General features: G+C 55.8%; 21 protein-coding genes and 1 pseudogene. 14 read left to right on the top strand and 8 right to left on the bottom strand.

The window, feature by feature from the left end; all coding sequences use genetic code 11:
- Positions 1-32: 32 nt before the first annotated feature.
- Positions 33-926 carry an acyltransferase gene (locus tag MWU49_RS02285; RefSeq protein ID WP_246967560.1) on the bottom strand — a complete coding sequence of 298 codons (894 nt, stop codon included), beginning with the start codon at positions 924-926 and terminating at the stop codon, positions 33-35.
- Between the two features lie 118 nt (positions 927-1,044).
- On the opposite strand from MWU49_RS02285, the gene MWU49_RS02280 reads away from it, so the two are divergent.
- Positions 1,045-2,067, top strand: a complete 1,023-nt coding sequence (locus tag MWU49_RS02280; RefSeq protein WP_246967557.1) for a hypothetical protein — start codon at positions 1,045-1,047, stop codon at positions 2,065-2,067.
- Positions 2,068-2,260: 193 nt separating this feature from the next.
- Here MWU49_RS02280 and MWU49_RS02275 read toward each other — a convergent pair whose 3' ends face one another.
- From MWU49_RS02275 to MWU49_RS02265, 3 genes are all read right to left on the bottom strand, one after another.
- Positions 2,261-2,923 (bottom strand): TIGR04211 family SH3 domain-containing protein, encoded by a 663-nt coding sequence (locus MWU49_RS02275; RefSeq protein ID WP_246967554.1) that lies wholly within the window; start codon positions 2,921-2,923, stop codon positions 2,261-2,263.
- A 120-nt stretch (positions 2,924-3,043) separates the two neighbouring features.
- Positions 3,044-3,343, bottom strand: coding sequence for a YciI family protein (locus tag MWU49_RS02270; protein ID WP_246967551.1), 300 nt, complete (start codon positions 3,341-3,343; stop codon positions 3,044-3,046).
- Positions 3,344-3,366: 23 nt separating this feature from the next.
- Complete coding sequence (locus tag MWU49_RS02265; RefSeq protein WP_246967548.1) at positions 3,367-4,092, bottom strand: VC0807 family protein; 726 nt, start codon at positions 4,090-4,092, stop codon at positions 3,367-3,369.
- A 124-nt stretch (positions 4,093-4,216) separates the two neighbouring features.
- On the opposite strand from MWU49_RS02265, the gene MWU49_RS02260 reads away from it, so the two are divergent.
- The 6 genes from MWU49_RS02260 to rluB all read left to right on the top strand — a co-directional run bounded on the left by MWU49_RS02260 (position 4,217) and on the right by rluB (position 10,076).
- Positions 4,217-5,068, top strand: a complete 852-nt coding sequence (locus tag MWU49_RS02260; protein ID WP_246967545.1) for a PHP domain-containing protein — start codon at positions 4,217-4,219, stop codon at positions 5,066-5,068.
- A gap of 72 nt (positions 5,069-5,140) precedes the next feature.
- Positions 5,141-5,764 (top strand): L-threonylcarbamoyladenylate synthase, encoded by a 624-nt coding sequence (locus tag MWU49_RS02255; protein ID WP_246967542.1) that lies wholly within the window; start codon positions 5,141-5,143, stop codon positions 5,762-5,764.
- A 346-nt stretch (positions 5,765-6,110) separates the two neighbouring features.
- Positions 6,111-7,325 (top strand): tryptophan--tRNA ligase, encoded by a 1,215-nt coding sequence (locus MWU49_RS02250; protein WP_281502010.1) that lies wholly within the window; start codon positions 6,111-6,113, stop codon positions 7,323-7,325.
- An 18-nt stretch (positions 7,326-7,343) separates the two neighbouring features.
- Positions 7,344-8,270: a ScpA family protein gene (locus tag MWU49_RS02245; protein ID WP_348646684.1), complete on the top strand. Its 927-nt coding sequence runs from the start codon at positions 7,344-7,346 to the stop codon at positions 8,268-8,270.
- 2 nt (positions 8,271-8,272) lie between these two features.
- Entirely contained in the window at positions 8,273-9,232 is a 960-nt protein-coding gene (scpB, locus tag MWU49_RS02240; RefSeq protein WP_246967539.1) for an SMC-Scp complex subunit ScpB, read from the top strand.
- Positions 9,225-10,076 carry a 23S rRNA pseudouridine(2605) synthase RluB gene (gene rluB / locus MWU49_RS02235; protein ID WP_246967536.1) on the top strand — a complete coding sequence of 284 codons (852 nt, stop codon included), beginning with the start codon at positions 9,225-9,227 and terminating at the stop codon, positions 10,074-10,076. The genes scpB and rluB overlap by 8 nt, the downstream gene beginning before the upstream one ends.
- Positions 10,077-10,196: 120 nt before the next feature.
- Here rluB and MWU49_RS02230 read toward each other — a convergent pair whose 3' ends face one another.
- On the bottom strand, positions 10,197-12,158 hold the full coding sequence (locus MWU49_RS02230) for an acyltransferase family protein (RefSeq protein ID WP_246967533.1): 1,962 nt from the start codon (positions 12,156-12,158) through the stop codon (positions 10,197-10,199).
- 365 nt (positions 12,159-12,523) lie between these two features.
- Positions 12,524-13,240, bottom strand: coding sequence for a 16S rRNA (uracil(1498)-N(3))-methyltransferase (locus tag MWU49_RS02225; protein WP_246967530.1), 717 nt, complete (start codon positions 13,238-13,240; stop codon positions 12,524-12,526).
- A gap of 128 nt (positions 13,241-13,368) precedes the next feature.
- Between MWU49_RS02225 and MWU49_RS02220 the strand changes: the two genes are divergently transcribed.
- Together MWU49_RS02220 and MWU49_RS02215 are read left to right on the top strand one after the other, a co-directional pair.
- Entirely contained in the window at positions 13,369-14,211 is an 843-nt protein-coding gene (locus MWU49_RS02220) for a MoxR family ATPase (RefSeq protein ID WP_246967527.1), read from the top strand.
- Positions 14,212-14,218: 7 nt separating this feature from the next.
- Positions 14,219-15,397, top strand: coding sequence for a VWA domain-containing protein (locus MWU49_RS02215; RefSeq protein WP_246967525.1), 1,179 nt, complete (start codon positions 14,219-14,221; stop codon positions 15,395-15,397).
- A gap of 188 nt (positions 15,398-15,585) precedes the next feature.
- Here the strand turns inward: MWU49_RS02215 and MWU49_RS02210 are convergent, their stop codons facing one another.
- Entirely contained in the window at positions 15,586-16,299 is a 714-nt protein-coding gene (locus MWU49_RS02210) for a hypothetical protein (protein WP_246967522.1), read from the bottom strand.
- Between the two features lie 343 nt (positions 16,300-16,642).
- On the opposite strand from MWU49_RS02210, the gene MWU49_RS02205 reads away from it, so the two are divergent.
- Positions 16,643-17,839 carry a hypothetical protein gene (locus tag MWU49_RS02205; protein WP_246967519.1) on the top strand — a complete coding sequence of 399 codons (1,197 nt, stop codon included), beginning with the start codon at positions 16,643-16,645 and terminating at the stop codon, positions 17,837-17,839.
- A gap of 908 nt (positions 17,840-18,747) precedes the next feature.
- Here MWU49_RS02205 and MWU49_RS02200 read toward each other — a convergent pair.
- Positions 18,748-18,927: pseudogene (locus tag MWU49_RS02200) on the bottom strand (IS1595 family transposase); the annotation flags it as partial.
- 438 nt (positions 18,928-19,365) lie between these two features.
- Here MWU49_RS02200 and MWU49_RS02195 point away from each other — a divergent pair.
- Genes MWU49_RS02195 through MWU49_RS02180 form a run of 4 tightly spaced genes read left to right on the top strand, consistent with a single transcriptional unit; the run spans position 19,366 to position 23,800 of the window.
- Positions 19,366-20,235, top strand: coding sequence for a metal-dependent hydrolase (locus tag MWU49_RS02195; protein WP_040297295.1), 870 nt, complete (start codon positions 19,366-19,368; stop codon positions 20,233-20,235).
- The gene (locus MWU49_RS02190) at positions 20,235-21,236 is read left to right on the top strand and encodes a BtrH N-terminal domain-containing protein (RefSeq protein ID WP_246967516.1); all 1,002 of its coding nucleotides are present in this window, start codon (positions 20,235-20,237) and stop codon (positions 21,234-21,236) included. Before MWU49_RS02195 ends, MWU49_RS02190 begins: the two co-directional genes overlap by 1 nt.
- Positions 21,237-21,252: 16 nt before the next feature.
- Complete coding sequence (locus MWU49_RS02185; RefSeq protein ID WP_246967513.1) at positions 21,253-22,191, top strand: PaaI family thioesterase; 939 nt, start codon at positions 21,253-21,255, stop codon at positions 22,189-22,191.
- A 58-nt stretch (positions 22,192-22,249) separates the two neighbouring features.
- The gene (locus MWU49_RS02180; protein ID WP_246967510.1) at positions 22,250-23,800 is read left to right on the top strand and encodes a long-chain-fatty-acid--CoA ligase; all 1,551 of its coding nucleotides are present in this window, start codon (positions 22,250-22,252) and stop codon (positions 23,798-23,800) included.
- Positions 23,801-23,828: the final 28 nt, after the last annotated feature.

Here is a 23,828-nt window from a genome sequence, read left to right as displayed (position 1 = left end):
GGCATCCTGTCAGGGAGTGAAGCTGGCGGGAGTTACCGCTGCTCCAGTCGTGATGCGATCAAGGCGTCCTTTTCTTCCCAGAGTTCACCAATCCATTGCTGAAAACGTTCCCGGAAAGCCGGATCAGCTTCGTAGTTTCCCTCTGAAGCCCAGGCGGGAACCACGCGCTGTGTCACAACCACTTCCACATTGCGCATGGCTCCACCGAGATAGGCAAGCAGTGAGCGGGGCGCCTCCGGGGGGTAAATAATGGTCACATCGAGGAGATTTCGCAAATGGCCCGACATGGCGCCCAGGGTAAAGGCTGCACCGCCGGCTTTGGGTTTGAGCAGGTAGCGGTAGGGCGACTGTTGCTGGTCATGTTTGGCCTGGGTAAAGCGGGTCCCTTCGAAGAAATTCATCACCGAGGTGGGGAAGTAGGCAAACTTCTCACAGGCCTTGCGGGTGGTCTCCAGATCCCTGCCCTTGAGCTCGGGATTGTTGGCAATTTCTTCCCGGGTGTAGCGTTTCATGAACGGGAAATCGAGGCCCCACCATGCCAGCCCCAGAATCGGCACCTTGATCAGCTCCTGTTTGAGGAAAAACTTGAGGAACGGCACGCGGCGGTTGGAGATGCGTTGCAACACGAGGATGTCGGCCCAGCTCTGATGGTTGCAGGTCACCAGGTACCATTGGTCACGATCCAGGTTCTCCATGCCGGAAACCGTCCATTTTATCTGGCTGGTCAGGGCAACAATGAGGTTGTTGATGGCGATCCAGGTCTCGGCGATGGCGACCAGCACTTTGGACAGGGCGACCTGAGCCTTATCAAACCGTAGTATCAGTCGCAGAAGTACAAACAGGTAAAGGATGGGGCAGAGAATCAGGGTGTTGATCACGATGCCAAAAAGAGCGGCTATGCCACGAATTTTATGCCAGATATTCATAATTGCGTCTTTGTCGAATTCCCTTCACGGATGCTACCCAATGACCGTTCATAAGTCCCATTCGGTTTCGGTCAAAAACTGTTGGTAGAACGCTTTAACGTGCAGCTATTCTGTGAATATGGAGAGGATTTTTAGTCAGTTATTCTGGCTGTTTGCGGTTCTTTTGCTGGTTTCCGGGGTGCATGCAGAAGCAGAACAAAGCACCGATCCGATGCCGCCGGCATCCGTTGAACAGGCGCCGCATCCGTGCACATCTGACGGTTACAGCAGTTGGCTGGACAAGACCCACAACTGGATGTCGAAAACGGTGTGTGGCCCCAGCCGCTGGGTGGATGGTTTTTTTGTCGGCCCCAACGACGTCTATTCAGATCAGCCCGGAACCCAGGTGCGGGTTATCGGTGCTTCGCGGTTTCAGGAACATGATGGCGACAACCGGGAGCTCAAGGTGCGTGCCCGGGTGGAACTGCCAAACGCCCAGGAACGGTTGAGCCTGATGTTCCGCAATGACGATGACACCAGTGACGAGCTGCGTAACGATCTGGACAGCCGGCCAGAAGAGGTGGGCGAGAACAATACAGGCTACCGTGCTGCTTTACGCTGGATGGTCAACATGCCTGAGCGCATGGATGTGGATCTGGATGCCGGGGTCCGTTCCGAACTGACCACATTCGTGAGGGCCCGCTACCGTTACGTCAAACCCATCGGTAACACACTCGCCACCTTCCGCTTTACCGAGAAAGTCTATTGGGAAGACCCGGACGGGTTTGGAGCCAACAGCCTTTTCGAAATCGACCGCCCATTCACTGACAGGTCCACCATTCGTTTTGCCAGCGAATGGGAAAAGAGCGAGGAATTCAATGAGCTGAAGCGAGATTGGTATTTCAATCAGTCCGCCAGTGTCTATTTTCGTCTGGGCAGGCAGAGTGGTATCGGGGCTTCGGTAGGTTTTGACGGTTTCACGCGACCGGTATCGACGATTCAGACGGTGCGCACAAGCGTCCGTTTCCGTCGAAATATCTGGCGACCCTGGTTCTTTTATGAAGTCGAGCCTTATGTGTTCTGGCCCAGAGAAGAGAATTACAAGGGCGTGTCCGGAATCGTGCTGCGTCTGGAATTGCAGGCTGGCTTGCTATACGACTAGGGCGTCTCCAGGCCACGCCTTTATGCTCGTTAGAGTGCTCCCGGGTCTTCCAGGCTGGCTCGCACTCGTTGTTGCACTTTCTCGACAGGCAACCAGCATGCCATCAAAAGTGCGCCCCCCTTAACCTATTTGGCCCTAGAGGGGGCGAGCCAGCCTGAAAGACTGAGCATGCAAGGAGTTGTTCAGAGGCTCCCTAATTTGCCCAGCCACCGGTGCGGCGGCGGCCGGAGCGGGAGCGCATGATCAGGCCGATCACCAGGCCTGCAGCCAGGATCGCCAGGCCGGTGAGCCACTCGCGGTAACGGTTGCTGCTGCTCAGCATGACGTTTTCGGCTTTGACCTGATCCAGTTCGGAGCGCAGCAGACTCAGCTCTTCATTGAGGCGTCGGTTGGCCTGATCAAGACGAATCGGATCGGAAGCAACTTCCTGCAGTTGCTCGAGCTCATCACTGCGCGATGTCAGCGAATCTTTCAATGCCTTGGATTGTTCGGAGAGGGCATCCCGCTCCCCCTTGATCTCGGCTAGCTGGTTGCGCAGCTTGGCGGCTTCGGCCTTGGCTGCTTCACTCTCATTGCGGGCACGCTCCAGAAGAATAGCGGCGGTGGGTGACTGGCTCAGATACTGCTTGCCAATGTAGCCCTCGATGTCGCCGTACTGGATTTTTGCCCAATCGCCGTCGAAACCGAAGAATTCCACACGGGTGCCGCTCTTGATGCCTCGGTGGACGATGCGCCCTCCCGGGTTGGCCGCGGCACGAATGGGTACATAGATGCTGTCATCAACCCAGGCGGCGGCAGCATGGGTGTTGCCCCAGCAGGTGGCAAGGACCAACAGGACAGAGAGGCGTTTGAGCATGGGTGGAACTCCTTGTTTCAAGCGGCGCAGTCTAAAACACTGGGGGCAGTGACGGCGCAACAGTAATCACAATTCAGGCGGCAGACAGGGCTGTGTTTGTAAAAAATCGCTAATTGGCGGTCAAGGCAGTACTTTCTTGAACGGTTTGACGATCACATTGGCGTACACACCAGCCTTAATGTATGGATCGGCGTCAGCCCAGGCCTGTGCTGACTCCAGTGAATCGAACTCGGCAACCACGAGAGAACCCGTAAAGCCGGCCTCACCGGGATCATCACTGTCGATGGCCGGGTGGGGGCCCGCAAGAATCAGACGCCCTTGGTCACGCAGGGTTTCAAGGCGAGCCAGGTGGTCGGCACGGGCCTGCTTGCGTAGCGGCAATGAATCGGCGACGTCCTGACTGATGATGGCGTACAGCATGGCAGAATCCTTTCAGAGATTGTCTATTTGTGGTGTTCCAGCATTTCTTCAAACGTCAGACCAGTCAGGCTGGTCAGGCGGCGGATAAGATAAAACAGAGCGGCGGCGAAGATGATCATGGAGGGAATGACAATGACCGGGTAGCTGAGCGCGGTCATCTTTGCCAGCTCCTCATTGAATGCAACAGTGCCGGGCGGACTCTCGAGAATGACTTTGGCGAGCACATAGTTTAACACCGAGGAAACAAAGAAAGAGCCGGCAATCATCCAGGAGGCGACTTTCAGGGTGCGCTCGAAGTCAGCTTCGGTCCCTTTGAAGGCGAGCCCTGCGGCAATCTTCTCGGTGGCAAAGATCTTGTCGTTGTAGACGAAGGTGCGAACCAGTGGCCAGCGGGTGTACAGGGAGCCCACGGTAGCGATGCCGAGAATGCCAGGGATGGTGGCCTCCTTGACTGCCATGTACTCGGCATCCAGCTCGAGGAGTCCGATACCGCCGGTGAGCATGATGCTGATGATACCCAGTGCTGAGTAAAAATTGACCTTCCTGTCGCTGATCAGATCCTTGAGTCCGTACAGAAAGGGGAAGGCCAGCGCCACGACGATGGCCAGCTTGGTACCCAGATAGTCGTCACTGGAGAGTTTGCTGAGGATCAGCGTGGGGATAATGATGTTCAGCAGCAGATTGGCGAGCAAGCTTTCTTTCTTCGCAGGCGGTGCGCTGGGGCGTTCTGTGTCGATGGAATTGGACATGCGGGACGAATTTCACCTCGTTTTAGGAAAAGGGCAGCGCAGGCGCATGATGTTAACCACATCAGCGCAGCAATTCACCCTGCAATATGATAGGTTGTCGACCTTCTTAAAGGTGCCCGGTTCCATGTCAAATCAGGATTCAGTGTGTTTCGATCTGCATAGCCACAGTCTGGCCTCGGACGGTGCCCTGTCGCCTGCAGATCTGGTTGCCCGAGCGGCTGACTATGGCGTAACCGCACTTGCCTTGACGGATCACGACACCCTTGCTGGATTACCGGAAGCTCATGAAGCCGCCAAACAGCACGGTATCCGGCTGATCAACGGGATTGAACTGTCTGTGCGTCATGACAACCGTGAATACCACATCCTTGGGCTGGGGCTGGATATCGATAACGGCCAGCTTTTTGAGCGTGTGGAGTCTCAGCAGCAGGCCCGGGTGAAGCGGGCGCAGGAAATTGGTCGCCGGCTGGACAAGGCCGCAGGGCTGGCCAACAGCTATGAGCGCACTTGCGAGTTGGCAAACAGCTCCGCACCTGGTCGGCCATTATTTGCCCGTTACCTGGAGCAGGCGGGCAGGGTGCGTAATTCCCGCCATGCCTTCAACCGTTTCCTCAAGCAGGGCCAGTCTGCCTTTGTGGCAACGCCCTGGTGTAGCATGGCTGAAGCCATTGATGATATTCACGCTGCAGGCGGCCAGGCTGTTGTTGCTCACCCCCATGGCTATGGCCTGACGCGCAAGAAGCTGCGCCAGCTGCTTACCGCGTTCAAGGAAAGCGGTGGAGATGGCCTGGAAGTGGCCATGCCCGGGCTGACACGCCAGCAGCAGGAGTTGCTGGAGGAATGCTGGCGACATTTTGACCTTAAGGTGTCAGCCGGGTCGGATTTTCATTCCCCTGAGCAGAAGTGGCTGGCGTTGGGGCGCCTGCCGCCATTGCCCAGTGAGGCCACGCCGGTTTGGAATAGCTTCATTCATTAAAAACATATAGTTACTGGCTCATTTTCAAGTTACTTATCATGCTTGATTCGGGCAAAAAATGGTGGGATCAGCATGACCGAAGTGCTTTACATTCATCCGGAATCCCCACAGCCGCGGCTGATTCGTCAGGCTGTAGAGGTGATCCGCAAAGGGGGACTGATTGCCTACCCGACGGATACCACTTACGCGTTGGGTTGCTGCATTGGTGAAAAGAACGCGCTGGATCGCCTCATTCGCCTGCGCCGTCTGGACAAGAAGCACCAGTTTACCCTGCTGTGTGAAGATCTCTCCGCCCTGGCCACCTACGCCAAGGTAGAGAATCCGGATTACCGTCTGATCAAGGCCCATACACCGGGGGCGTATACCTTCATTCTCAACGGCACCACCGAGGTGCCGCGTCGCCTGATGGACCCCAAGAAGCGCACCATTGGTATCCGCGTTCCTGACCATCCCATCTGTCAGGCACTGCTGGCCGAGCATGGCCAGCCCATCATGACCTCTACCTGCCATCTTCCCGATGACGAGTTTCCGTTGACCGATCCCCAGGATGTCCGTGATTTCCTGCAGGGGCAGGTGGATCTGGTGATCGATGGCGGCTTTGGTGGAGTGCAGGAAACCACGGTGATTTCACTGGTGGATGGCGATGGCCCGCAGGTCATTCGTGAAGGTGCAGGCCCCCTCGATAGCATTTTTTAGCTTTATCGAGGAATTGCGGCATGGCAGATTTTACCAGGGATGGCCGGATGTGATTTCGACTTTGATGTGGGAGCTTGCTTGCAAGCGAAGGTTTTTCCACGCTCGACCAATAAACCTTCGCTTGCAAGCAAGCTCCCACAGTGAGAATAGGAGCAATGTTTGCTGATCCTGACGTTCAGTCGCTTTATGGTTAACCGTTAATTTGGCCCATTGGCGAAGATTTCGCCAGTGACGCCAGCCGGGGCGGCATTATGCTGTCCCTGATCCCCCTGTTCACCGTATAATCGCTTGCTTTGCCGGCGCCTCACCAGCGGCGTTGGCGTCGATCAGGCATAAGGAGTCGATTTTGAGTTCCGTGGTTTCTTCCCAGCGCGTTGTTTCCGGCATGCGTGCGACCGGCAGTCTTCATCTGGGGCATTACCATGGCGTCCTCAAGAACTGGGTGCGTCTGCAGCATGAATATGAATGCTTTTTCTTTGTGGCCGACTGGCACGGCCTGACCACGGAATACGAAAATCCTCAAAAAATCGAACAGCATGCCTGGGATCTGGTCATCGACTGGCTGGCAGCCGGGGTGAATCCTGGATCTGCCACCCTGTTTATCCAGAGTCAGGTGCCGGAGCATGCTGAACTGCACCTGCTGCTGTCCATGATGACGCCGTTGTCCTGGCTGGAACGGGTACCCACCTACAAGGACCAGCAGGAAAAGCTGCGCGAGAAAGACCTCAGCACCTACGGCTTCCTCGGCTACCCGCTGCTGCAGTCCGCCGACATTCTTGCCTACCGCGCCGGCCAGGTTCCGGTGGGGGCCGATCAGGTGGCCCACGTGGAGCTGACCCGGGAAGTGGCGCGCCGCTTCAACCACCTCTACGGTCGTGAGCCCGGTTTCGAAGAAGCCGTTGAGGCCGCTATCAAGAAGATGGGCAAGAAGCAGGCGAAGATCTATGTGGGTCACCGTCGCCAGTATCAGGAAAAAGGCGATGAGACCGCTCTGGAAACCGCCCGTGCCCTGGTAGACGCCCAGCAGAACATTACCCTGGGTGACAAGGAACGGCTGCTCGGTGATCTGGAAGGCGGCGGCAAGGTGATCCTGCCGGAGCCCCAGGCGCTGCTTACCCCGGCCTCCAAGATGCCGGGTCTGGATGGTCAAAAAATGTCCAAATCCTACGGTAACTTCATCAGCATGCGTGAAGAGCCGGCAGAAGTGGAAAGCAAGATTCGCCGTATGCCCACGGATCCGGCGCGGGTGCGCCGCACCGATGCGGGCAACCCTGATAACTGCCCGGTGTGGCAGTTCCACATGGTGTACTCCGATGAGCCCACCCGTGAATGGGTGCGCGAAGGCTGCACTAGCGCCGGGATTGGCTGCCTTGACTGCAAGAAGCCCATCATCGAGGCGGTACAGGAAGAGCTGGAGCCGATTCGCAAGCGAGCCGAGGAGCATTTGCGCAATCCGGATCTGGTCCGCACCATTGTCGCTGAGGGCTGTGAAGAAGCTCGCGAAGCGGCGCGTGCCACCCTCGAGGAAGTTCGCGCCAGCATGGGACTTAGCTACCGCTAAGGCGGTAACGGTGGCGCTATGACGGAAACGGCAGAATCGACAGCACAGGCACCCCAGGATGGCCATCTTGCCCAGCAGGCGGAGATGCCATTCGGTCTGGTGTACGGCAAGGCGATTACCAAGCTGCCGGATGACCTGTATATCCCGCCGGATGCCCTGGAAGTCTTCCTGGAGGCCTTCGAAGGCCCCCTTGATCTGCTGCTTTACCTGATCAAACGCCAGAATCTCGACATCCTGGATGTGCCGGTGGCTGCCATCACCGTCCAGTACATGGAGTACGTGGAGCTGATGAAGGCCATGAACTTCGAGCTGGCGGCGGAGTATCTGGTGATGGCGGCCATGCTGGGCGAGATCAAGTCACGCATGCTGCTGCCGCGCCAGTCCGAGGATGACGAGGAAGAGGGGGAAGATCCCCGTGCCGAGTTGATCCGTCGGCTGCAGGAGTACGAGCGGTTCAAGAAAGCAGCGGAGGACATTGACGAGCTGCCGAGGCTGGAGCGCGATGTGTTCCCGGCGGCGGCAAAGCGCCCGGAATACACTCGCGAGAAAGCCCAGCCCGATGTGGACATGCGCGAATTGCTGCTGGCCCTGAAAGAAGTGATGCATCGGGCGGATATGTTCGAGAGCCATCAGGTATCCCGGGAGAAGCTGTCCACCCGTGAGCGCATGGCGAACGTGCTGGACAAGCTCAAAGGCCGCGAATTTGTCCCCTTCATCGAGCTGTTCAACCCGGAAGAGGGCAAGCTCGGCGTGGTGGTGAGCTTTCTGGCGGTGCTGGAACTGGTCAAGGGCTCGCTCATCGAGCTGGTTCAGACTGAACCCTTTGCCCCGATCCATGTGAAGGCCAAGACGCTGGTAATGGAAGAATCTGACGTTCTCGCTCAACTGGAGCTTGAGGACGAACCGGAAACGGAGAATGACGCCCATGACGGTACCGAGGGGTAAGCGTGGACGCTGACAAGATCAAACGAGTTATTGAGGCAGCGATTCTGGTAGCGGAAGGTCCGCTGGATCGTGATGCCATGCTGATGCTGTTCGATGAGGAAGATCAGCCGACCAAGCCAGAGTTGTCGAAACTGCTGGAATCACTGGCGGAGGACTATGCGGACCGCGGCATTTATCTGCGTGAAGTGGCCTCCGGCTTTCGTTTTCAGGCACGCCCGGAACTGGGTCCCTGGGTGAGCCGTCTGTGGCAGGAAAAGCCCCCTCGCTACAGCCGGGCCATTCTCGAAACGCTGGCGCTGATTGCCTACCGACAGCCTATTACCCGTGGTGAAATCGAAGAGATTCGTGGCGTTTCGGTAAGCTCCCATATCGTCAAGAGCCTGCTGGAGCGAAACTGGGTTCGCGTGGTGGGCCATCGTGATGTACCAGGTCGGCCGGCCATGTTCGCCACCACCCGCCAGTTTCTTGACTACTTTGACCTGAAGAGTCTTGAAGACCTGCCACCGTTGTCCGAGATCCGCGATCTGGACAAGGTCAACGAAGAGCTGGAGCTCACCGACGTACCGCCTGTGAATGCGGCACCGGGTGATCATGACGAAGCACCGGTTGGCGAGGATGGACAAAGCCTGCTGGAAGAAGAGCATGAACACCGCTTGCCCAGCGACCAGGAAAGTTTCCCCGGCCTTGAGCAGGAACCGGATGTGGATGAAGCCGACCTGATGAGCATGGACAATGTGGATGCCGTGCTCGCCAGCTTCGAACAGGAGTTCCGTCGCAAGCCTGCGCCCGCGGCTGAAGAAGAATCGGAAGCCACCACGGAAGAGAATGAGGATCAGGCGGGTGCCGATGATGCGGCACAAACAGGTCAGGATGAAAGTAATGAAAGCAGCGATGAATCTGTCGCTGACGTGACAGCCGCGGAGGCTGGCAATACCGAGGACGGTCCCAATCGTCATGAGTGAAACTGAAAAGCTGCAAAAGGTGCTGGCCCGTGCAGGGCTGGGATCCCGTCGTGAACTGGAAACCTGGATTGAAGCCGGCCGGGTGTCTGTGAACGGCAATATCGCCACTCTGGGTGACCGGGTTGGCCCTGAAGATGTACTCCGAGTGGATGGCAGGACAATCAAAGTGAAGGCAGAAGAAGACATCGAACAGCGTGTGATCATGTACCACAAGCCCCCGGGCGAGGTGTGTTCACGCAACGACCCTGAAGGTCGCCCAACGGTGTTTGATAACCTGCCACGCCTGAATGGTCTGCGCTGGGTACAGGTCGGCCGTCTTGATATCAGCACTACCGGCCTGTTGCTGTTTACCACCGATGGTGAGCTGGCTCACCGTCTGATGCATCCCTCCAACGGTTTTGTCCGCGAATACGCCGTTCGTGTGCGTGGTGAGCTGACCCCGGAAAAGCGTCAGGCCATGCTGGATGGCGTGCTGCTGGAGGATGGGGTTTCCAAGTTTGAAACCATAAGTGACGCCGGCGGTGCGGAAGAGGGTGCCAATCACTGGTACAAGGTCACCCTGGTGGGTGGTAAATATCGCGAGGTTCGCCGTCTTTTCCAGTCCCAGGATCTGGATGTGGCCCGGCTGATGCGGATTCGCTTTGGCGATCTGCGCCTGCCGCCGCAACTGCGCCAGGGCCGCTGGATGGAACTGCAACCCGAGCAGATTCAGGGGCTGATCGACAAGGTGGAGCTGAAGGGCAAAAAATACACCGGCCTTTATGGTCGTGCCCGACTGCGTCACCAGCGTGGCAACAGCAGCAAGCCGCCGCGCAAGGCCCGCCGCGGGCCGTACCGGCGCTAGCGCAACAAAAAAGGGAGCAGAAATGCTCCCTTTTTTTGGGCCGCTCCGCGGCTGCTTCAGGCTTCAAGCAACATGCAACACGCCAACCCCCGGGCTATGTTGCTCCGTACCCGTTCAGGACTATTGCGCAGGCAGCAGCTGTTTGAGCGGGTTTTCGCCCTGGCTCAGCATCTTGTTTGCCAGCCACTGTGAACCGGCCTGGTTCAGGTGATCGTCATCACGATACAGCGGCACATCCTCGAGCTCGGTATAACAGCTCTCTTCGTCACAGAGCACCGCATTGGGGTCGATAAAGCCCAGCTCCGGAAATTCTTTTGCCAACCGGGCAAAGAGTTCCCGCTTGTGAGCCTGTTGCGAATCCGTGTGTTCACGGGGGAAACTGCAAACGGCGTCATGGAATGGCAGCAGGTTCATTCGTGAGCATTTGAAATCGCGCTTCTCTACCTGCGGATTGTCGTAAATCAGTATCGGTTTCGCCCCGGCGTCGACGATGGTGGCGATGGTTTTACGCAGGCCATCGGCAATGTTCTGGTTGGAGTTATCTTCGGAAGGCTCGGGATTCTCATCCGTCACGAAGAAATAACGATCGCCCTTGATATCAGTCAGAGACCAGTAGCCAGCAAGAACAATGGCGCGGTATTGCCCCGCATCGGCAAGAGCGGCTGCGTTTACCTCAGGGCATTCCTCGTCGACTTCGACATGATCCGCTTTGAAGTTGAGGGGCTTCAGGCCGGTATAGCCGGGACAGCCCGGGCGCCATTTGACGTTGTAAGCCAGTCCGGCATCCTTGGCGAGGATGCCGATGAAATCGCCAAAGTGCTGGGCGTGGGAATCTCCGAGTAGCAGGATGTCCGAGCACAGGCCATCCTTCTCCACGTTACAGGTGGTGGGGAATTTCCCGGGCTCACTTTCCAGTGCGTGGATCTTGCTGATGGTGGCGTCATCAAAACGGTTGATAAAGCCATCCCCTTCATCAATGGCGACCGTGGCAACACCAAACACCAACACCGGAATGCCGAACAGTCGCGCGGCAGTCTTGCCGGGCGGGAAGGTCCAGCGGAATCGGAACGGCTGCTCCACGAACTTCCAGGTCAGATGTGACAGCAGTACCGCTGCGGCAATCCCCACCAGAGCATGGCTGGTCTGGATTTCCCCGGTGGCATAGGTGGTAAAGCTGAAAATGGGCCAGTGCCAGAGATACAGCGAATAGGACAGCATCCCCAGCCACAGCATGACACGGCGGGTCAGCAACCAGTTCACTGAAGACGTGCCATCACCGGCATAGATCAGCAGCGCGGTACCCAGGCAGGGAATGGCCGCCAGATAACCTGGGAACGCGATGTTGGAATCCCAGATCACTGCCGGTACCACGATTAATACCAGACCCATCCAGCTGAGCAGTTCGCGCACAATGCGCGACGGGGCAGGCATCTTGTTCGCCTGGAAGGCGATCGCCAGCATGGCACCCAGAAACAGCTCGTGGAAACGGGCTGGCAGCAGGTAATAGGAGCGCATCGGGTCGGCCTGGGTATACCAGACCGAAAACGCCAGGGAACCGAGGAAAATGCTGGCCAGCAGGCCGGGCCGCCAGAAGCGGGCGCCTGAACGGAAAAACAGCAGTAACAATACCGGCCAGATCAGGTAGTACTGTTCTTCCACCGCCAGCGACCAGGTGTGCAGCAGGGCGATCTCGTCCGTGGCGACCTCGAAATACCCGCCGGTGGTATTGGCCAGGTAGAAGTTGCTGAGGCTGAGGACAGTGAGCCCCGCCAGCCGGGACAGGTAAATCAGATCTTCCGGGAGCAGGATAAAGGCGCCGGCCAGTAGGGTAGTGAACAGCACCACCACCATGGCCGGGGCCAGTCGGCGGATCCGGCGCATGTAGAACTGGGCAAAGGAGAACTTGCCCTGTTGAATGTTCTGCACCAGCTGACCGGTAATCAGGAACCCGGAAAGAACAAAGAAGACATCAACACCAATGAAACCGGCCCCGAAGACGCCAAGGCCCGCGTGGTAAACCACAACAAGTCCTACGGCAATGGCCCGGAGTCCGTCCAGATGCGCCAGGTAGCGTTGCTGCATGTGTTTCAGTTCCCGGTTTTTTTGAAAGGCGCAAGGATACTCGGGTTCATTTGGCGGGTCGAGGGAGGGGGTGGTTTTGCACCCGAACAGCGACGTTGGCAGGGAAAGCGTGTTTACCACAGAGATCACGCAGGAAAACCCTGGTGATCCGCTGTGACACTGAATTTCGGCGAGGCTGATACGAGTGATGAGAAGCGAGTTTGGAAAGCCAGACCCTTTTCCCCTACAGAGTGCCGGGTTTTGATTTCGAAACTCGCTATCGCTCGGTTCGCGCCTCCAGTGGCGCTCCTACAGCTCAAGCATGCGTTGCCCTGATTATGTTTTTCCTCAGTGAACTCGGTGATCTCTGTGGCAAAACAAGGTTTTCAGGGAAGTTGCATCAGGCGCCCGATCAGGGCGGGCAGGGCGGTTTCTACGCGTAATATGCGTGAACCGAAGCTGTGGCAGGTGAACCCCTGTTTCTGCAGCATGTCGATCTCGTAATCGGTCCAGCCGCCTTCGGGGCCAATGGCTAGGGTGGTCGGGGTTGTCTGGCTGTGAGGCATGGCGGGGTAGTCCCCAGGGTGAGCCAGGATTCGCTGCCCATCACCAGCCCAGGCATCCAGCTCATCTTCCACAAAGGGGCGGAACCGTGGCGCCAGGGTCAGGGTCGGCAGCAGGGTGTCCCGGGCCTGCTCCAGACCCAGCAGCATCTTCTCGTGTAGCAGGTCCGCCTTGAGATTGGGGGTTTGCCAGTAACTCTTGTCCACTTTCCAGCTGTTGATCAGCGCAATCTGCTTGATGCCCAGGCTGGTGGCATCGATCAGGATGCGTTTGAGCATCTTGGGGCGGGGCAGGGCCAGCAGCAGTGACAGCCCGGGTGGATCAGCGGGTTGAGAAAGCGCCTTAAAAGATACCCTTATCTCATTGTTATTAATCGACAATATCTCCGCCAATCCCATTGATCCACCAAGGATGCCGGCCTTAACGGTATCTCCCACGCCAGCCTGTAGAATCGCAAGCACATGGCTGGCCTGGCGCTCTGAAAGACGCCAATGGTCGTCATGGAGATGTTGTTCCGGTGTGAGAAGTAGCAGATTCATGGCGCGGATTATGGCACAGGACTGACGTAAATCACTGTTTCCTTGGCTCAAACGGCCCTTTGCGCCCTGAATGGGGATTGTTAGAGTGGCAGCCTTGTCTCGGAAGCACCAAAAGAGTGGAGAAATTCATGCAGTTTCAGGGTACTGACCAATACGTCGCCACTGATGACCTCAAAATGGCCGTTAATGCCGCCATCGCGCTCAAGCGCCCGTTGCTGATCAAGGGCGAGCCCGGCACCGGCAAGACCTTGCTGGCCGAGCAGGTGGCCGAGTCGCTGGGGCTGCCGCTGTTGTCCTGGAACGTGAAGTCCACCACCAAGGCGCAACAGGGCCTGTACGAGTACGATGCAGTATCCCGTCTGCGTGATTCCCAGCTGGGTGCCGAAGGTGTGGAAGATGTTTCCAACTACCTGAAGAAGGGCAAGCTGTGGGAAGCCTTTACCCATGAAGGCCAGGTGGTGCTGCTGATCGATGAGATCGACAAGGCCGATATCGAATTCCCCAACGACCTGCTCCAGGAGCTGGATCGCATGGAATTCTACGTTTACGAGACGGGTGAACTGATCAAGGCCAAGCAGCGCCCCATCGTGATCATCACCTCCAATAACGAGAAAGAGCTGCCCGACGCCTTCCTGCGTCGCTGCTTCTTCCACTACATCAACTTCCCTGATGCCGAGACCATGCAGGCCATCGTTGATGTGCATTACCCCGAGATCAAGAAGAACCTGGTCACCGAAGCCCTGCAGATCTTCTTCGACCTGCGCAAGGTGCCGGGCCTGAAGAAAAAGCCGTCCACCAGTGAGCTGATCGACTGGTTGAAGCTGTTGATGGCCGACGATATTCCCGAGGACATCCTCCGCAACCGCGATACCAAGAGCGCCATTCCGCCGCTGTACGGTGCCCTGGTGAAGAACGAATCCGACGTGCAGCTGCTCGAGCGGCTGGCCTTCATGAACCGTCGCGAAAGCTGATTTCTCCATGCTGATTGGTTTCTTTGAAAATCTGCGACGTTATCGGGTGCCGGTAACGTTGCGTGAGCTGCTGGATCTCTGCAACGCGCTACACGCCCACGTGGCGTTCGGCTCGGTGGAAGATTTCTACATGCTCAGCCGCGCCGTGATGGTCAAGGACGAGAAGTTCTATGATCGCTTTGACCAGGCCTTTGCCAGCTACTTTGAAGGGCTGGAGGAGCTGGAGCCGGACTGGCTCAGCAAGGTGATACCGGAAGAATGGCTGCGCAAGGAACTGGAAAAGAACCTGAGCCAGGAGGAGTTCGAGAAGCTACAGGGGCTCGGTAGCCTGGAAAAGATCCTCGACGAGCTGCGCAAGCGCCTGGAAGAACAGGAAAAGCGGCATCAGGGTGGCAACAAGTGGGTCGGTACCGGCGGTACCAGTCCGTTCGGTGGCCACGGCGCCAATCCGGAAGGGGTGCGCATGACCGGGCCTTCCCGGAACAAGAAGGCCGTGAAAGTCTGGGAGAAGCGGGAATTCCGTAATCTTGATGATTCTGTTGAGCTGGGTACCCGCAACATCAAGTTGGCCCTGCGACGGCTGCGCAAGTTTGCCCGTACCAGCAACCAGGAAGAACTGGATCTGGACGACACCATCCGCTCCACCGCTGCCAATGCCGGTCTGCTCGACATCAAGATGCGTCGCGAGCAGGAAAACCGTGCCAAGGTGCTGCTGTTCTTCGATGTCGGCGGTTCCATGGATCCGTTCATCAAGATCTGCGAAGAGCTGTTCTCTGCCGCCCGGGTAGAGTTCAAGCACATGGAGTACTTCTACTTCCATAACTTCGTGTACGAATACGTGTGGAAGGATAACCGTCGCCGCTGGGACGAGAAGATGTCCACCTGGGACGTACTCCACAAGTACGGCAGCGACTACAAGGTGATCTTTGTGGGCGATGCCGCCATGAGCCCCTACGAGGTGAATTCCGTGGGTGGCAGCGTGGAGCACTGGAACGATGAGGCCGGCGCAGTGTGGTTCCAGCGCATCATGGAGACCTACGAGAAGGTGGTGTGGCTCAACCCGGAACCGGAGCGCGCCTGGCAGATGACCACCTCAACCCAGTGGATCAAGCAGCTGGTGGAACACAACATGTTCCCGCTGACTCTGGAAGGCCTGGAAAAGGCCATGAGGTATTTAAGCAAGTAAACTTGCTCCCGAAGCCACACCTTGTGGGAGCGTGCTTGCACGCGAAGGGTTTGGTATCCGTCATTCGCGTGCAAGCAGGCTCCCACACGGTTTGATGAGTAGCATCGGCAAAAGCTAAAAGGCCGGACAAATGTCCGGCCTTTTAGCTTTTTCCGTCCGCCATCAAGCGTCCGGCATCCGGCATACATTCACGCCGCGTTTTCGATAATCTTTACCGGCTCACCGTCGGTGATATGCAGGTGGTCGATGTAGTCGGCGAGGGCGCGCAGCTGGTCGTCGTTCAGGTCCGGCAGGGTTTTCTTCAGCATCAGGCGCATGGCGCCTTTCACGGCCGACGTGGCCGCGCTGGCCATCTTGCGTAGCACGATCCCCACCTGAAGCAGTCTGACGGATTCATTGATATAGACATCAACGGCCTGGTCGGTGAGCTTGTCCAGCACATCCATGGCCACTGGCACGAATTCTTTCGGGTTATCGCCGCGCAGGCCGACCAGCAGGCCCTCGATTTCCGTGGACAGATCATCCGTCACCGGAACGCCCATCCAGGGCTGAACGTCGCCCTCAACATCCACGTCAAGCATCAGCCCGGCAACATGCTCTCCCATGGGACGGAGTTGCTTGTTGTCCATTTTCTTCAATGAGGCACTCGCAATGGTGGACCCCGCCTTGTTGATAGTGCCGGCGGTGCTGCGCACCATCTTGGCCATGAAGTTCTGCATCTCGAGCACATCAATCAACTTGAGCAGAAAACCATCCAGCAGGTCTTCAATCAGCAGTTCAATGGTGGACATGGCCAGTTTGTTCTGCGGTTCAGACACACCCATGTGCAGGTTAATGATCAACTTTTCGGTTTCACTGCGCAGCTCGGCGGAGCAGGGGAAGGCCACAAAAGGCTGTGTCATGGGTTGTCCCTCGGAGTCGGTTTAACAAAGGCCAGCGGTTGGTTGGCGTCGCGAACTGAAGGATAGGCAAAAGGTATACACCGGGACAATGACACGAAATATTCTCGTATGTTGCGTTCTGACAATCCAATAAAAGCTTTTGCACACCGCCTGTCGGTCGATGACAACCTTTTGAATCTTGTTCGTTTTCTCCCATGGCCTGTATACCCTTGCATCATTATAGTGCGCGCCTTTCGCGCTCCGCAGGCATGAATAAACGCCCACAAGGCAACCTATAACGACACACCAGGGATAGCGGAGCTCCCCAATACTGCCGTAATCCGGCAGAGACCAGGAGAATGCAATGTCCAGGGTGCAATCCACCATCTGGATGGCGGCATTGGCGGTGGCATGCGTCGCCACCCCGGCTCAGGCTGACAATACCCAGGCTGAAATCCGTCGTCTTCAGGATCAGATCGACTCTCTCAAGGCAGAAATTGCCGGCGAACCCGCCCGCTCTCTGTCCCTTCCCCGTCTGGCGGTATTTGGCAAGGTCAGCCTCGACGCCATCTACGATGACCGCAATGCCGGCCTCGATGAGCTGCTCATCCCCAGCACGCTGCCCATGGGCAACAACGAACAGCAGAACTTTGTCCTGCATGGCAAGAACAGCCAGCTGGGCGTGCGGGTAGGGGACAAGTCCGGCCCCCACGTGGTGTTTGCCGCCGACCTGTTCGGCAGCATCGATAGTTACGAGCTGCGTGTACGGGACTTCTACTACAAGCGTGGCGGCTTCCAGGCGGGTTATGGCTACACCAAGTTGCTGGATGGAGCCGCATGGCCGTTGACTCTGGATGCCCAGGGCCCGAACAGTGCCATCTTTGCCCGCCAGGCGGGCCTTAGCTGGCAGGGCGATAACCTGTTCGTTGCCGTGGAAGACCCCAACAGCGAAGTCTACGACCCGCAGAACCTCAGCAGTGCAGCAGGTCGTCGTCCGGATCTGGTCGTCGGCTGGCAGCAAGGACATCCCTTTGGCCATGGGCGTCTGGGCATGGTCTCCAGGGAGATCGGGGTGGAATTTGCCAATGGTGACCAGGAGTTTGCCCAGGCCGGCGGTGCGGTGCTGAGCGGCACTCTCAACGCGGCAGAATCACTGCGACTGCTGGCCAGCATCAGTGCGGGCAAGGGTTTTGCGCATTACTACAATGATCTGTCCGGGTTTGGCGATGGCGGCATGGACGGCTATGTCTTTGCCGGTGGCCTTGAGGCACTGGAAACCACTGGTGGCTACCTCGGAGCCGAATGGCAGGTAGGACAGGACTGGACACTGGCGTCGGTGGCGGGGCAGATCGACATCGAATCCGATAACCGACTTCCCGATGACGCCATGCGCCGCACTCGCTACGGCACAGTGTCACTGGTATACCAGCACAGCCCCCGGCTGAGCTATGGGGCCGAAGCCTCCTACGGCATGCGTGACAATCAGGCCGGCCAGCGTGAGGAAGTGCCGCGGGTGCAGCTGAATTTCACCTATCGGTTCCTGCACGAAAATCGCAACTGATCAGAGCGGCTTCAAGAACCAGCACACCGATCAAACCACTACTGTGGGAGCGTGCCTGCACGCGATGAGGCATCTCCACCCGCTCCATCGTCTGCAGGCAGACTCCCACAGAAGAGGAGAGGGCGCCTGCCTCCGTAGGAGCCTGCCTGCTGGTGATACTGCGGTTATCCAGAACCCTTCGCTTAATGTCATGATAGGTCAGCTTCCATAAAGGAAGCCTCGATTACAGTCGTTACTGTCTTTAAACGTAATAAAGGACGATCAATGCCGACCATTGGATCACTCTCGGTGAGCAGGGAATAAGTGGTATGGCGTAAGCCCCATACCTATACATCTATGTATACTAATTCGAACGTCATTCGTGAATACCCCAATTGGATGATCGGTTTGATCTGGATCAGAAAAACATGAGTTTGTTCTGTCAGTGGGGGCGGCGCTTCCAAAGTCTCCGGTAAAGGTTTGACGAATACTGTATAAAGAGAACTGGGGATTCTGAAGAGAAACGGATTAACCAAGCGCTCAAACAATAAGGGTAGCCATCTTTCCATTGCAGTTGGGTTAAATGGACAGGTTAAAGGTGCTGAGTGGTTGCGAAAGGCCTGATGCTTGAGGTTCAGTGCCGCGCTGGGCGGCGAAAGTAGATCTTTAGTTGGTCGGCCAGCTGGTGGCCGACCAACTAAACATCTAAAACACCCTAACCGAAAATCAATAGGTTAGGGGTAGCTAAACAACTAAAACCATTAACAAATGAGGTTGGTCGGACATTCGAAATGTGAATGAGATAGAGCCAACTAAAGTACTGAAATTGATAACGAGATTTTAACGAAATTGTATGTCGAGTCTCGTTTAGCTGTCATTTTGGACAGCATAGCAGATATTACGAATTATGTAGGGTCTTAGGAAGCAAATCACTCGATTGGACGCTCCGTGAGCAGTTTCAGCAGCCGCTTGTAGATATCCTCTCGGCGGTTGTTGAACCTGAATTCTGTCTCTTTCAAATGTAGATAAAACGTGTGTTTTGGCAAGCCCTTAAAGCGGCTCAGTCGCAGTTTCGCGTAGGCCCAGAAAGACTCAATGCCATTGATGTGGTTGCTGCCAAAAACCAATGCCAAACCCTCTTCAGGCCAGATGTAACCAGCGATACCGGAGAGTTGCTTGTTAGTAGTATTGGTGGATCTAAGCAATGGTGCATAGCAAACAAGGCAGCAGGCAACTATCGGGCGGCGCCAATGGCTTGGGGGGCAGTCAACCAGTGGGCTCGAGAATGGCGATTCTGTGCCATTAGTTCCTGTTTTCAATAGCTTACCGAGCGTGGGTGCTGGAAATTACCCAGGACAATTCCGGCATGGCGGAATGGTTCAGAGGGGCTCTGTTACCTGTCTTCCATGATCGAGCCCTCCTTCAGATTACACATATGCAACTTTACGTTTTCGAGGGGCGCGAGCCTGTTTGTTGACATTTGGTTGTTCAACCAAATAATATCAGGGCATGTCATCCTATAGACAGCCTGTTTCATTGGAGGAGTTATGAGTTCTGTGCCAATCCAACCGCGGAAAGTCGCTTTTGATGTCTCGTCAGTGCCACGGCACTGGAATGGCGGTGACCCCGTGCTGACCCGCTTCTTTGATGCCCTCTCAGTGCATTTCCCGGAGGGGGAGCGCTTCTTTATCCAGTCAGTGCGTAACTTCAAGGATCAAGTGACAGATGATCAGCTGAGCGAGGATATTCGTCACTTTATTCGCCAGGAAGGTCAGCACGGGATTGTCCATGATCGTTTCAACGATGTGATGGCCAGCCAGGGCGTGGATGTGGATAAGGTCACTGCGAATCTAAGGACCTTTATTCGCACCACACAAAAGTACCTGCCGAAGAAGTATCAGCTCGCCATGACGGCGGCGTTTGAGCACTTTACGGCAACCCTGGGCGAAACCATGGTCAGCGAGAAGAGCGAGATGTTTAGCGAGGCTGACCCCGTCATGAGAGCGCTATTTCTGTGGCACGGGGTCGAAGAAGTAGAGCACAAGGCCGTGGCCTATGATCTTTATCAGGGCGCAGCAGGTGGAGGCTACTTGACGCGCGCGTCTGCGTTGGTGGTTGCGACCCTGATGGTTCACCTTGTCGTGGCTCCAGTATTTTGGAATATGCTCAAGCTTGATGGCGTAACGCGCCAGCCTGGTGTGATTCTGCGAGGCCTGAACAAGCTTTATGGGCGAAAAGGTATTCTCACAGGCATGCTGCCTGATTTCCTCGCTTGGTTCCGCCCTGGATTTCACCCTTGGGATACCGGTATGCCTGAGAAGGTTGCCGCGTGGTTGGCGGAGTATGAGACTCATGGAGATCCGATGCGGGCATCGGAAACCATTTACGGTCCGGCTCCAGTGAGTGAGGCAGCCTGATGCCTGGAGACAAGAAGGATGTCCCCAGTACCGTCGATGTTCCTCATACACATCGGCCTGGGCGTCACTGTGGCAGTTCAGCTATCAGAGACCTGCTGGAGTTTCATGGGCTTACGTTGACGGAGGCTTTCTGCTTCGGGCTGGGTGCCGGGCTTGGTATTACTTATGTAGAAATACCAGGCACGGACACCCCGTTTATTGTCCATGTCCGTTCAATGGGATTTGAGGAAACGTTGTTCTCTACACTGGGCGTGCCGTTTCGCTGGGAAACTTGGCAAGATAAATGTGCTGCCGCCGATGCGCTGGATGCCCATCTTGATGCGGGGCGGCCTGCGCTTCTCTTAACTGATATTTTTTACCTTCCTTATTTCAAGAGCAGTACACATTTCCCCGGTCACGCCATCGTCGCCTGGCAGCGAGCCGAGAAGGGCGAGACGATGCTCGTTAGCGATACCGAGCGCCCAGGGCTTTTAGAGGTGCCTCGTGACAAGTTGGTTGAAGCCAGATTCTCCTTGTCGCCACCCTTTATCCATCATGGTTCATTGTTCGCCCCCGAAAGTGTTTCGGTTCAGGTGTCTGCCGATAACGTGCGCAGTGCGATTGTGAAGAATGCAGATAATCTCCTGCAAGGAAGCAGGAATCACGGTATTCAAGCGCTAACAACTTGGATCCAGGAACTTCCTCGCTGGAAGGCAGTGGATAAATGGCAATGGTTGCTCCGTTTCGCCTATCAAGTGATCGAGAAGCGTGGAACGGGGGGCAGCGGCTTTAGAGCGATGTATTCAGAATTTCTCGATGAAGCGAGTGAAATTGTTCCTGAAATACATGAGGCAGGCTTGGTCGAGTTGATGCGAACGAGTGCTGCGGCATGGTCCACTCTGGCTGATTGTCTGCGAAAGGGGTCCGAAAGTGAAACATTCCCTGAAGAGGCAATAACGGACGCCATTGAATCTGTGCGTGTTGCAGAGACCCGGTATGCGGATGCCGCTTCAACATTCTGATAAAAAGTTGCTAACTATGACAGCTGAGACATCACTCCCAAGAGAACTGCTTGCCGCAAAGGCTTTTTTTGGTTCAGGGCATCCGTTGTTCAGGGTTTTTGGTATCGCAATGGATGACATTACCAAAGATGGCGCGGTAATGAGCATGCCTTGTGTGGAAGAGGTTTGTGATCAACAGGGAAAGCTTCATCGGGGAGCCATCGCTACCTTGCTTGATACGGCATGTGGTTTGGCGATTTTTGTGCGCCTCGGCGACATGCGCCCAATTGCGACAATTGACTTGCGCGTTGATTTCATCGCTAACCCCGAGGCTGGCGAAGGGGTGGCATGTAATGTCACCTGTTTTGCAGTTGAAGAAAATATTGCCTATGTCCGTGGAGAGGCATTTGGGCGTGATGGCGGCAATTTGCTGGCGTCGGTATCAGGCAGTTTTGCGATAGGAACGGCAGGCCCGTCCTTTGATCAATCTGTGAATCCTAGCAATAAGAGAGCCCCCTCCAAGAAAAAAACAATCGATGATGAAGGAATCATCAGCTTCGAAACAGAAAGGGTAACCGCTCTCTCTACTGTGGTCGGCGATGTATCACCATACGAAAAATTTCTTGGTATGACGGCTTCGGACGATAACGGCGAAGCAACCTATAAAATGCCGTTTCGCGAGCAGCACATTGGCAACCCTCTGATCAAGACTTTTCATGGCGGTATTATCGCAAGCTTCGCGGAGCTTGTTGCTGGCGCGCACTTAACAGCGAATCAGACTGAAAAAAATAAGCCAGTATGTTCAAGTATGACTCTGGATTATTTGCGCCCGGCCTTTGCGGGTACGTTGGTGGCCAAGCCGAACATTATTCGTGAAGGAAAGCGCTTCATTGTGGTTGTTGTGGATGTGTTTCTTGATGGCGCCCAGGTTTCCCGAGGTCGCTTCATTTATAAGAGAGCCTTCGCTTCCAGCTAATCCAATCTATAAACAACCCTCCCCCCTTCCTTTTCTGCCTCAATAGAGGAGTTCTGTTATGTATATTTCACAGACTTTGCGCCGTGCGGTTCAATTAAACGGCCAAGGTACGGCTACCGTTTTTGCTGGTCGGCGGCAAACCTGGCGAGAGTTTGAAGACCGTATCGCATGCCTTGCTAACGGGTTGCTAAGTCTGGGCATCAATGCGGGTGACAGGGTTGCCATACTGGCATTAAACAGCGATCGCTACCTGGAGTATTTCTATGCAGTGCCGTGGGCCGGTGCGGCAGTGAATCCCGTCAATATTCGGCTCGCACCACCTGAAATCGCCTATACCTTGAATGACTCAGGTTCTAAAGTGCTTTTCGTTGATGACACCTTTGCAGCATTGCTGCCATCCCTACAGCCACAGCTTGAGTCTATCAAGCATGTTGTCTTCATGGGTGAGGGTGAGTGTCCACAAGGGTGTATTGATTATGAATCCCTTGTCGCCAACGCCGATCGAATCCGTGACGCCAATGCTGGCGGTGACGATCTGGCGGGGCTGTTTTATACCGGTGGTACCACTGGGCGGTCAAAAGGCGTGATGCTGAGTCATGACAACCTGGTATTCAATGCCCTGAACGTGGTTGCCGAGATGGGCTATGACAGTGACACCATATATATGCATGCCGGGCCCATGTTCCACTTGGCTGATATGGCCAGCACGTTTGCCGTGACACTGGCTGCGGGAACTCATGGCATTGTTCCTCGCTTTGATGTTGATGAAGTGCTGGCTTTCATTGAGCAGGAGAAAGTCACGAACACCCTGCTGGTGCCGACCATGGTCAATCTTCTAGCCTCATCTGGGCGCATCGCCAATTACGATGTCAGCAGCATAAAACGCATGCTGTATGGCGCCTCGCCAATGCCAGAGGCGGTATTGATTAGTGCTATGGAACAAATGCCGACAGTGTCATTTGCTCAGGGCTATGGCCAGACCGAAGCCTCCCCAATCATTACCTCACTCGGGCCAGAACATCACATTCCCGGCGGAGAAAAATTACGTAGCGCCGGTCGCGCAGCACTGGGTGTGGAGGTGGTGGTGCTTGATGAAAATGATCAGGTGGTATCTCAAGGTACGGTTGGCGAAATATGTGCGCGGGGACCAAACGTCATGTTGGGTTACTGGGGAATGGAATCAACAACCGCTGATACCTTGCGCAATGGTTGGCTACATACCGGCGACCTTGGCTACATGGACGAGGATGGATTTGTCTTCATCGTTGATCGAGCCAAGGACATGGTAATTAGCGGTGGAGAAAATATTTTCTCTGTTGAAGTTGAAGGTGCCATTTATAGCCATCCTGCGGTACAGGAGTGCGCGGTAATTGGTATTCCCGATGAACGCTGGGGTGAAGCTGTGCATGCAATCGTGGTGCTGCGTGAAGGAGAGCACGCCAGTGAGGCAGAGATTATCGAACATTGCCGTGAAAGAATTGCAGGTTACAAAGTGCCTCGTAGCGTTGATTTTAAGGCAGAGTCGTTGCCGGTGAGTGGGGCAGGTAAGGTGCTGAAAAACGAACTGCGAGCCCCCTTTTGGGAGAGCAACGGTAAACAGGTTAATTGAGTAATCGATGACCTTGTATTGCGAAATT

Origin of the sequence: Alcanivorax sp. S6407 (assembly GCF_023016115.1) — a bacterium.
In the GTDB taxonomy this organism is placed as follows: Bacteria; Pseudomonadota; Gammaproteobacteria; order Pseudomonadales; family Alcanivoracaceae; genus Alcanivorax.
This window is presented reverse-complemented; position numbering and strand designations above follow the sequence as displayed.

Coding starts and splice junctions, on each gene's coding strand:
- MWU49_RS02285 (WP_246967560.1), bottom strand. CDS start 926: ATGAATATCTGGCATAAAATTCGTGGCATAGCCGCTCTTTTTGGCATC.
- MWU49_RS02280 (WP_246967557.1), top strand. CDS start 1,045: ATGGAGAGGATTTTTAGTCAGTTATTCTGGCTGTTTGCGGTTCTTTTG.
- MWU49_RS02275 (WP_246967554.1), bottom strand. CDS start 2,923: ATGCTCAAACGCCTCTCTGTCCTGTTGGTCCTTGCCACCTGCTGGGGC.
- MWU49_RS02270 (WP_246967551.1), bottom strand. CDS start 3,343: ATGCTGTACGCCATCATCAGTCAGGACGTCGCCGATTCATTGCCGCTA.
- MWU49_RS02265 (WP_246967548.1), bottom strand. CDS start 4,092: ATGTCCAATTCCATCGACACAGAACGCCCCAGCGCACCGCCTGCGAAG.
- MWU49_RS02260 (WP_246967545.1), top strand. CDS start 4,217: ATGTCAAATCAGGATTCAGTGTGTTTCGATCTGCATAGCCACAGTCTG.
- MWU49_RS02255 (WP_246967542.1), top strand. CDS start 5,141: ATGACCGAAGTGCTTTACATTCATCCGGAATCCCCACAGCCGCGGCTG.
- MWU49_RS02245 (WP_348646684.1), top strand. CDS start 7,344: ATGACGGAAACGGCAGAATCGACAGCACAGGCACCCCAGGATGGCCAT.
- rluB (WP_246967536.1), top strand. CDS start 9,225: ATGAGTGAAACTGAAAAGCTGCAAAAGGTGCTGGCCCGTGCAGGGCTG.
- MWU49_RS02230 (WP_246967533.1), bottom strand. CDS start 12,158: ATGCAGCAACGCTACCTGGCGCATCTGGACGGACTCCGGGCCATTGCC.
- MWU49_RS02225 (WP_246967530.1), bottom strand. CDS start 13,240: ATGAATCTGCTACTTCTCACACCGGAACAACATCTCCATGACGACCAT.
- MWU49_RS02220 (WP_246967527.1), top strand. CDS start 13,369: ATGCAGTTTCAGGGTACTGACCAATACGTCGCCACTGATGACCTCAAA.
- MWU49_RS02215 (WP_246967525.1), top strand. CDS start 14,219: ATGCTGATTGGTTTCTTTGAAAATCTGCGACGTTATCGGGTGCCGGTA.
- MWU49_RS02210 (WP_246967522.1), bottom strand. CDS start 16,299: ATGACACAGCCTTTTGTGGCCTTCCCCTGCTCCGCCGAGCTGCGCAGT.
- MWU49_RS02205 (WP_246967519.1), top strand. CDS start 16,643: ATGTCCAGGGTGCAATCCACCATCTGGATGGCGGCATTGGCGGTGGCA.
- MWU49_RS02195 (WP_040297295.1), top strand. CDS start 19,366: ATGAGTTCTGTGCCAATCCAACCGCGGAAAGTCGCTTTTGATGTCTCG.
- MWU49_RS02190 (WP_246967516.1), top strand. CDS start 20,235: ATGCCTGGAGACAAGAAGGATGTCCCCAGTACCGTCGATGTTCCTCAT.
- MWU49_RS02185 (WP_246967513.1), top strand. CDS start 21,253: ATGACAGCTGAGACATCACTCCCAAGAGAACTGCTTGCCGCAAAGGCT.
- MWU49_RS02180 (WP_246967510.1), top strand. CDS start 22,250: ATGTATATTTCACAGACTTTGCGCCGTGCGGTTCAATTAAACGGCCAA.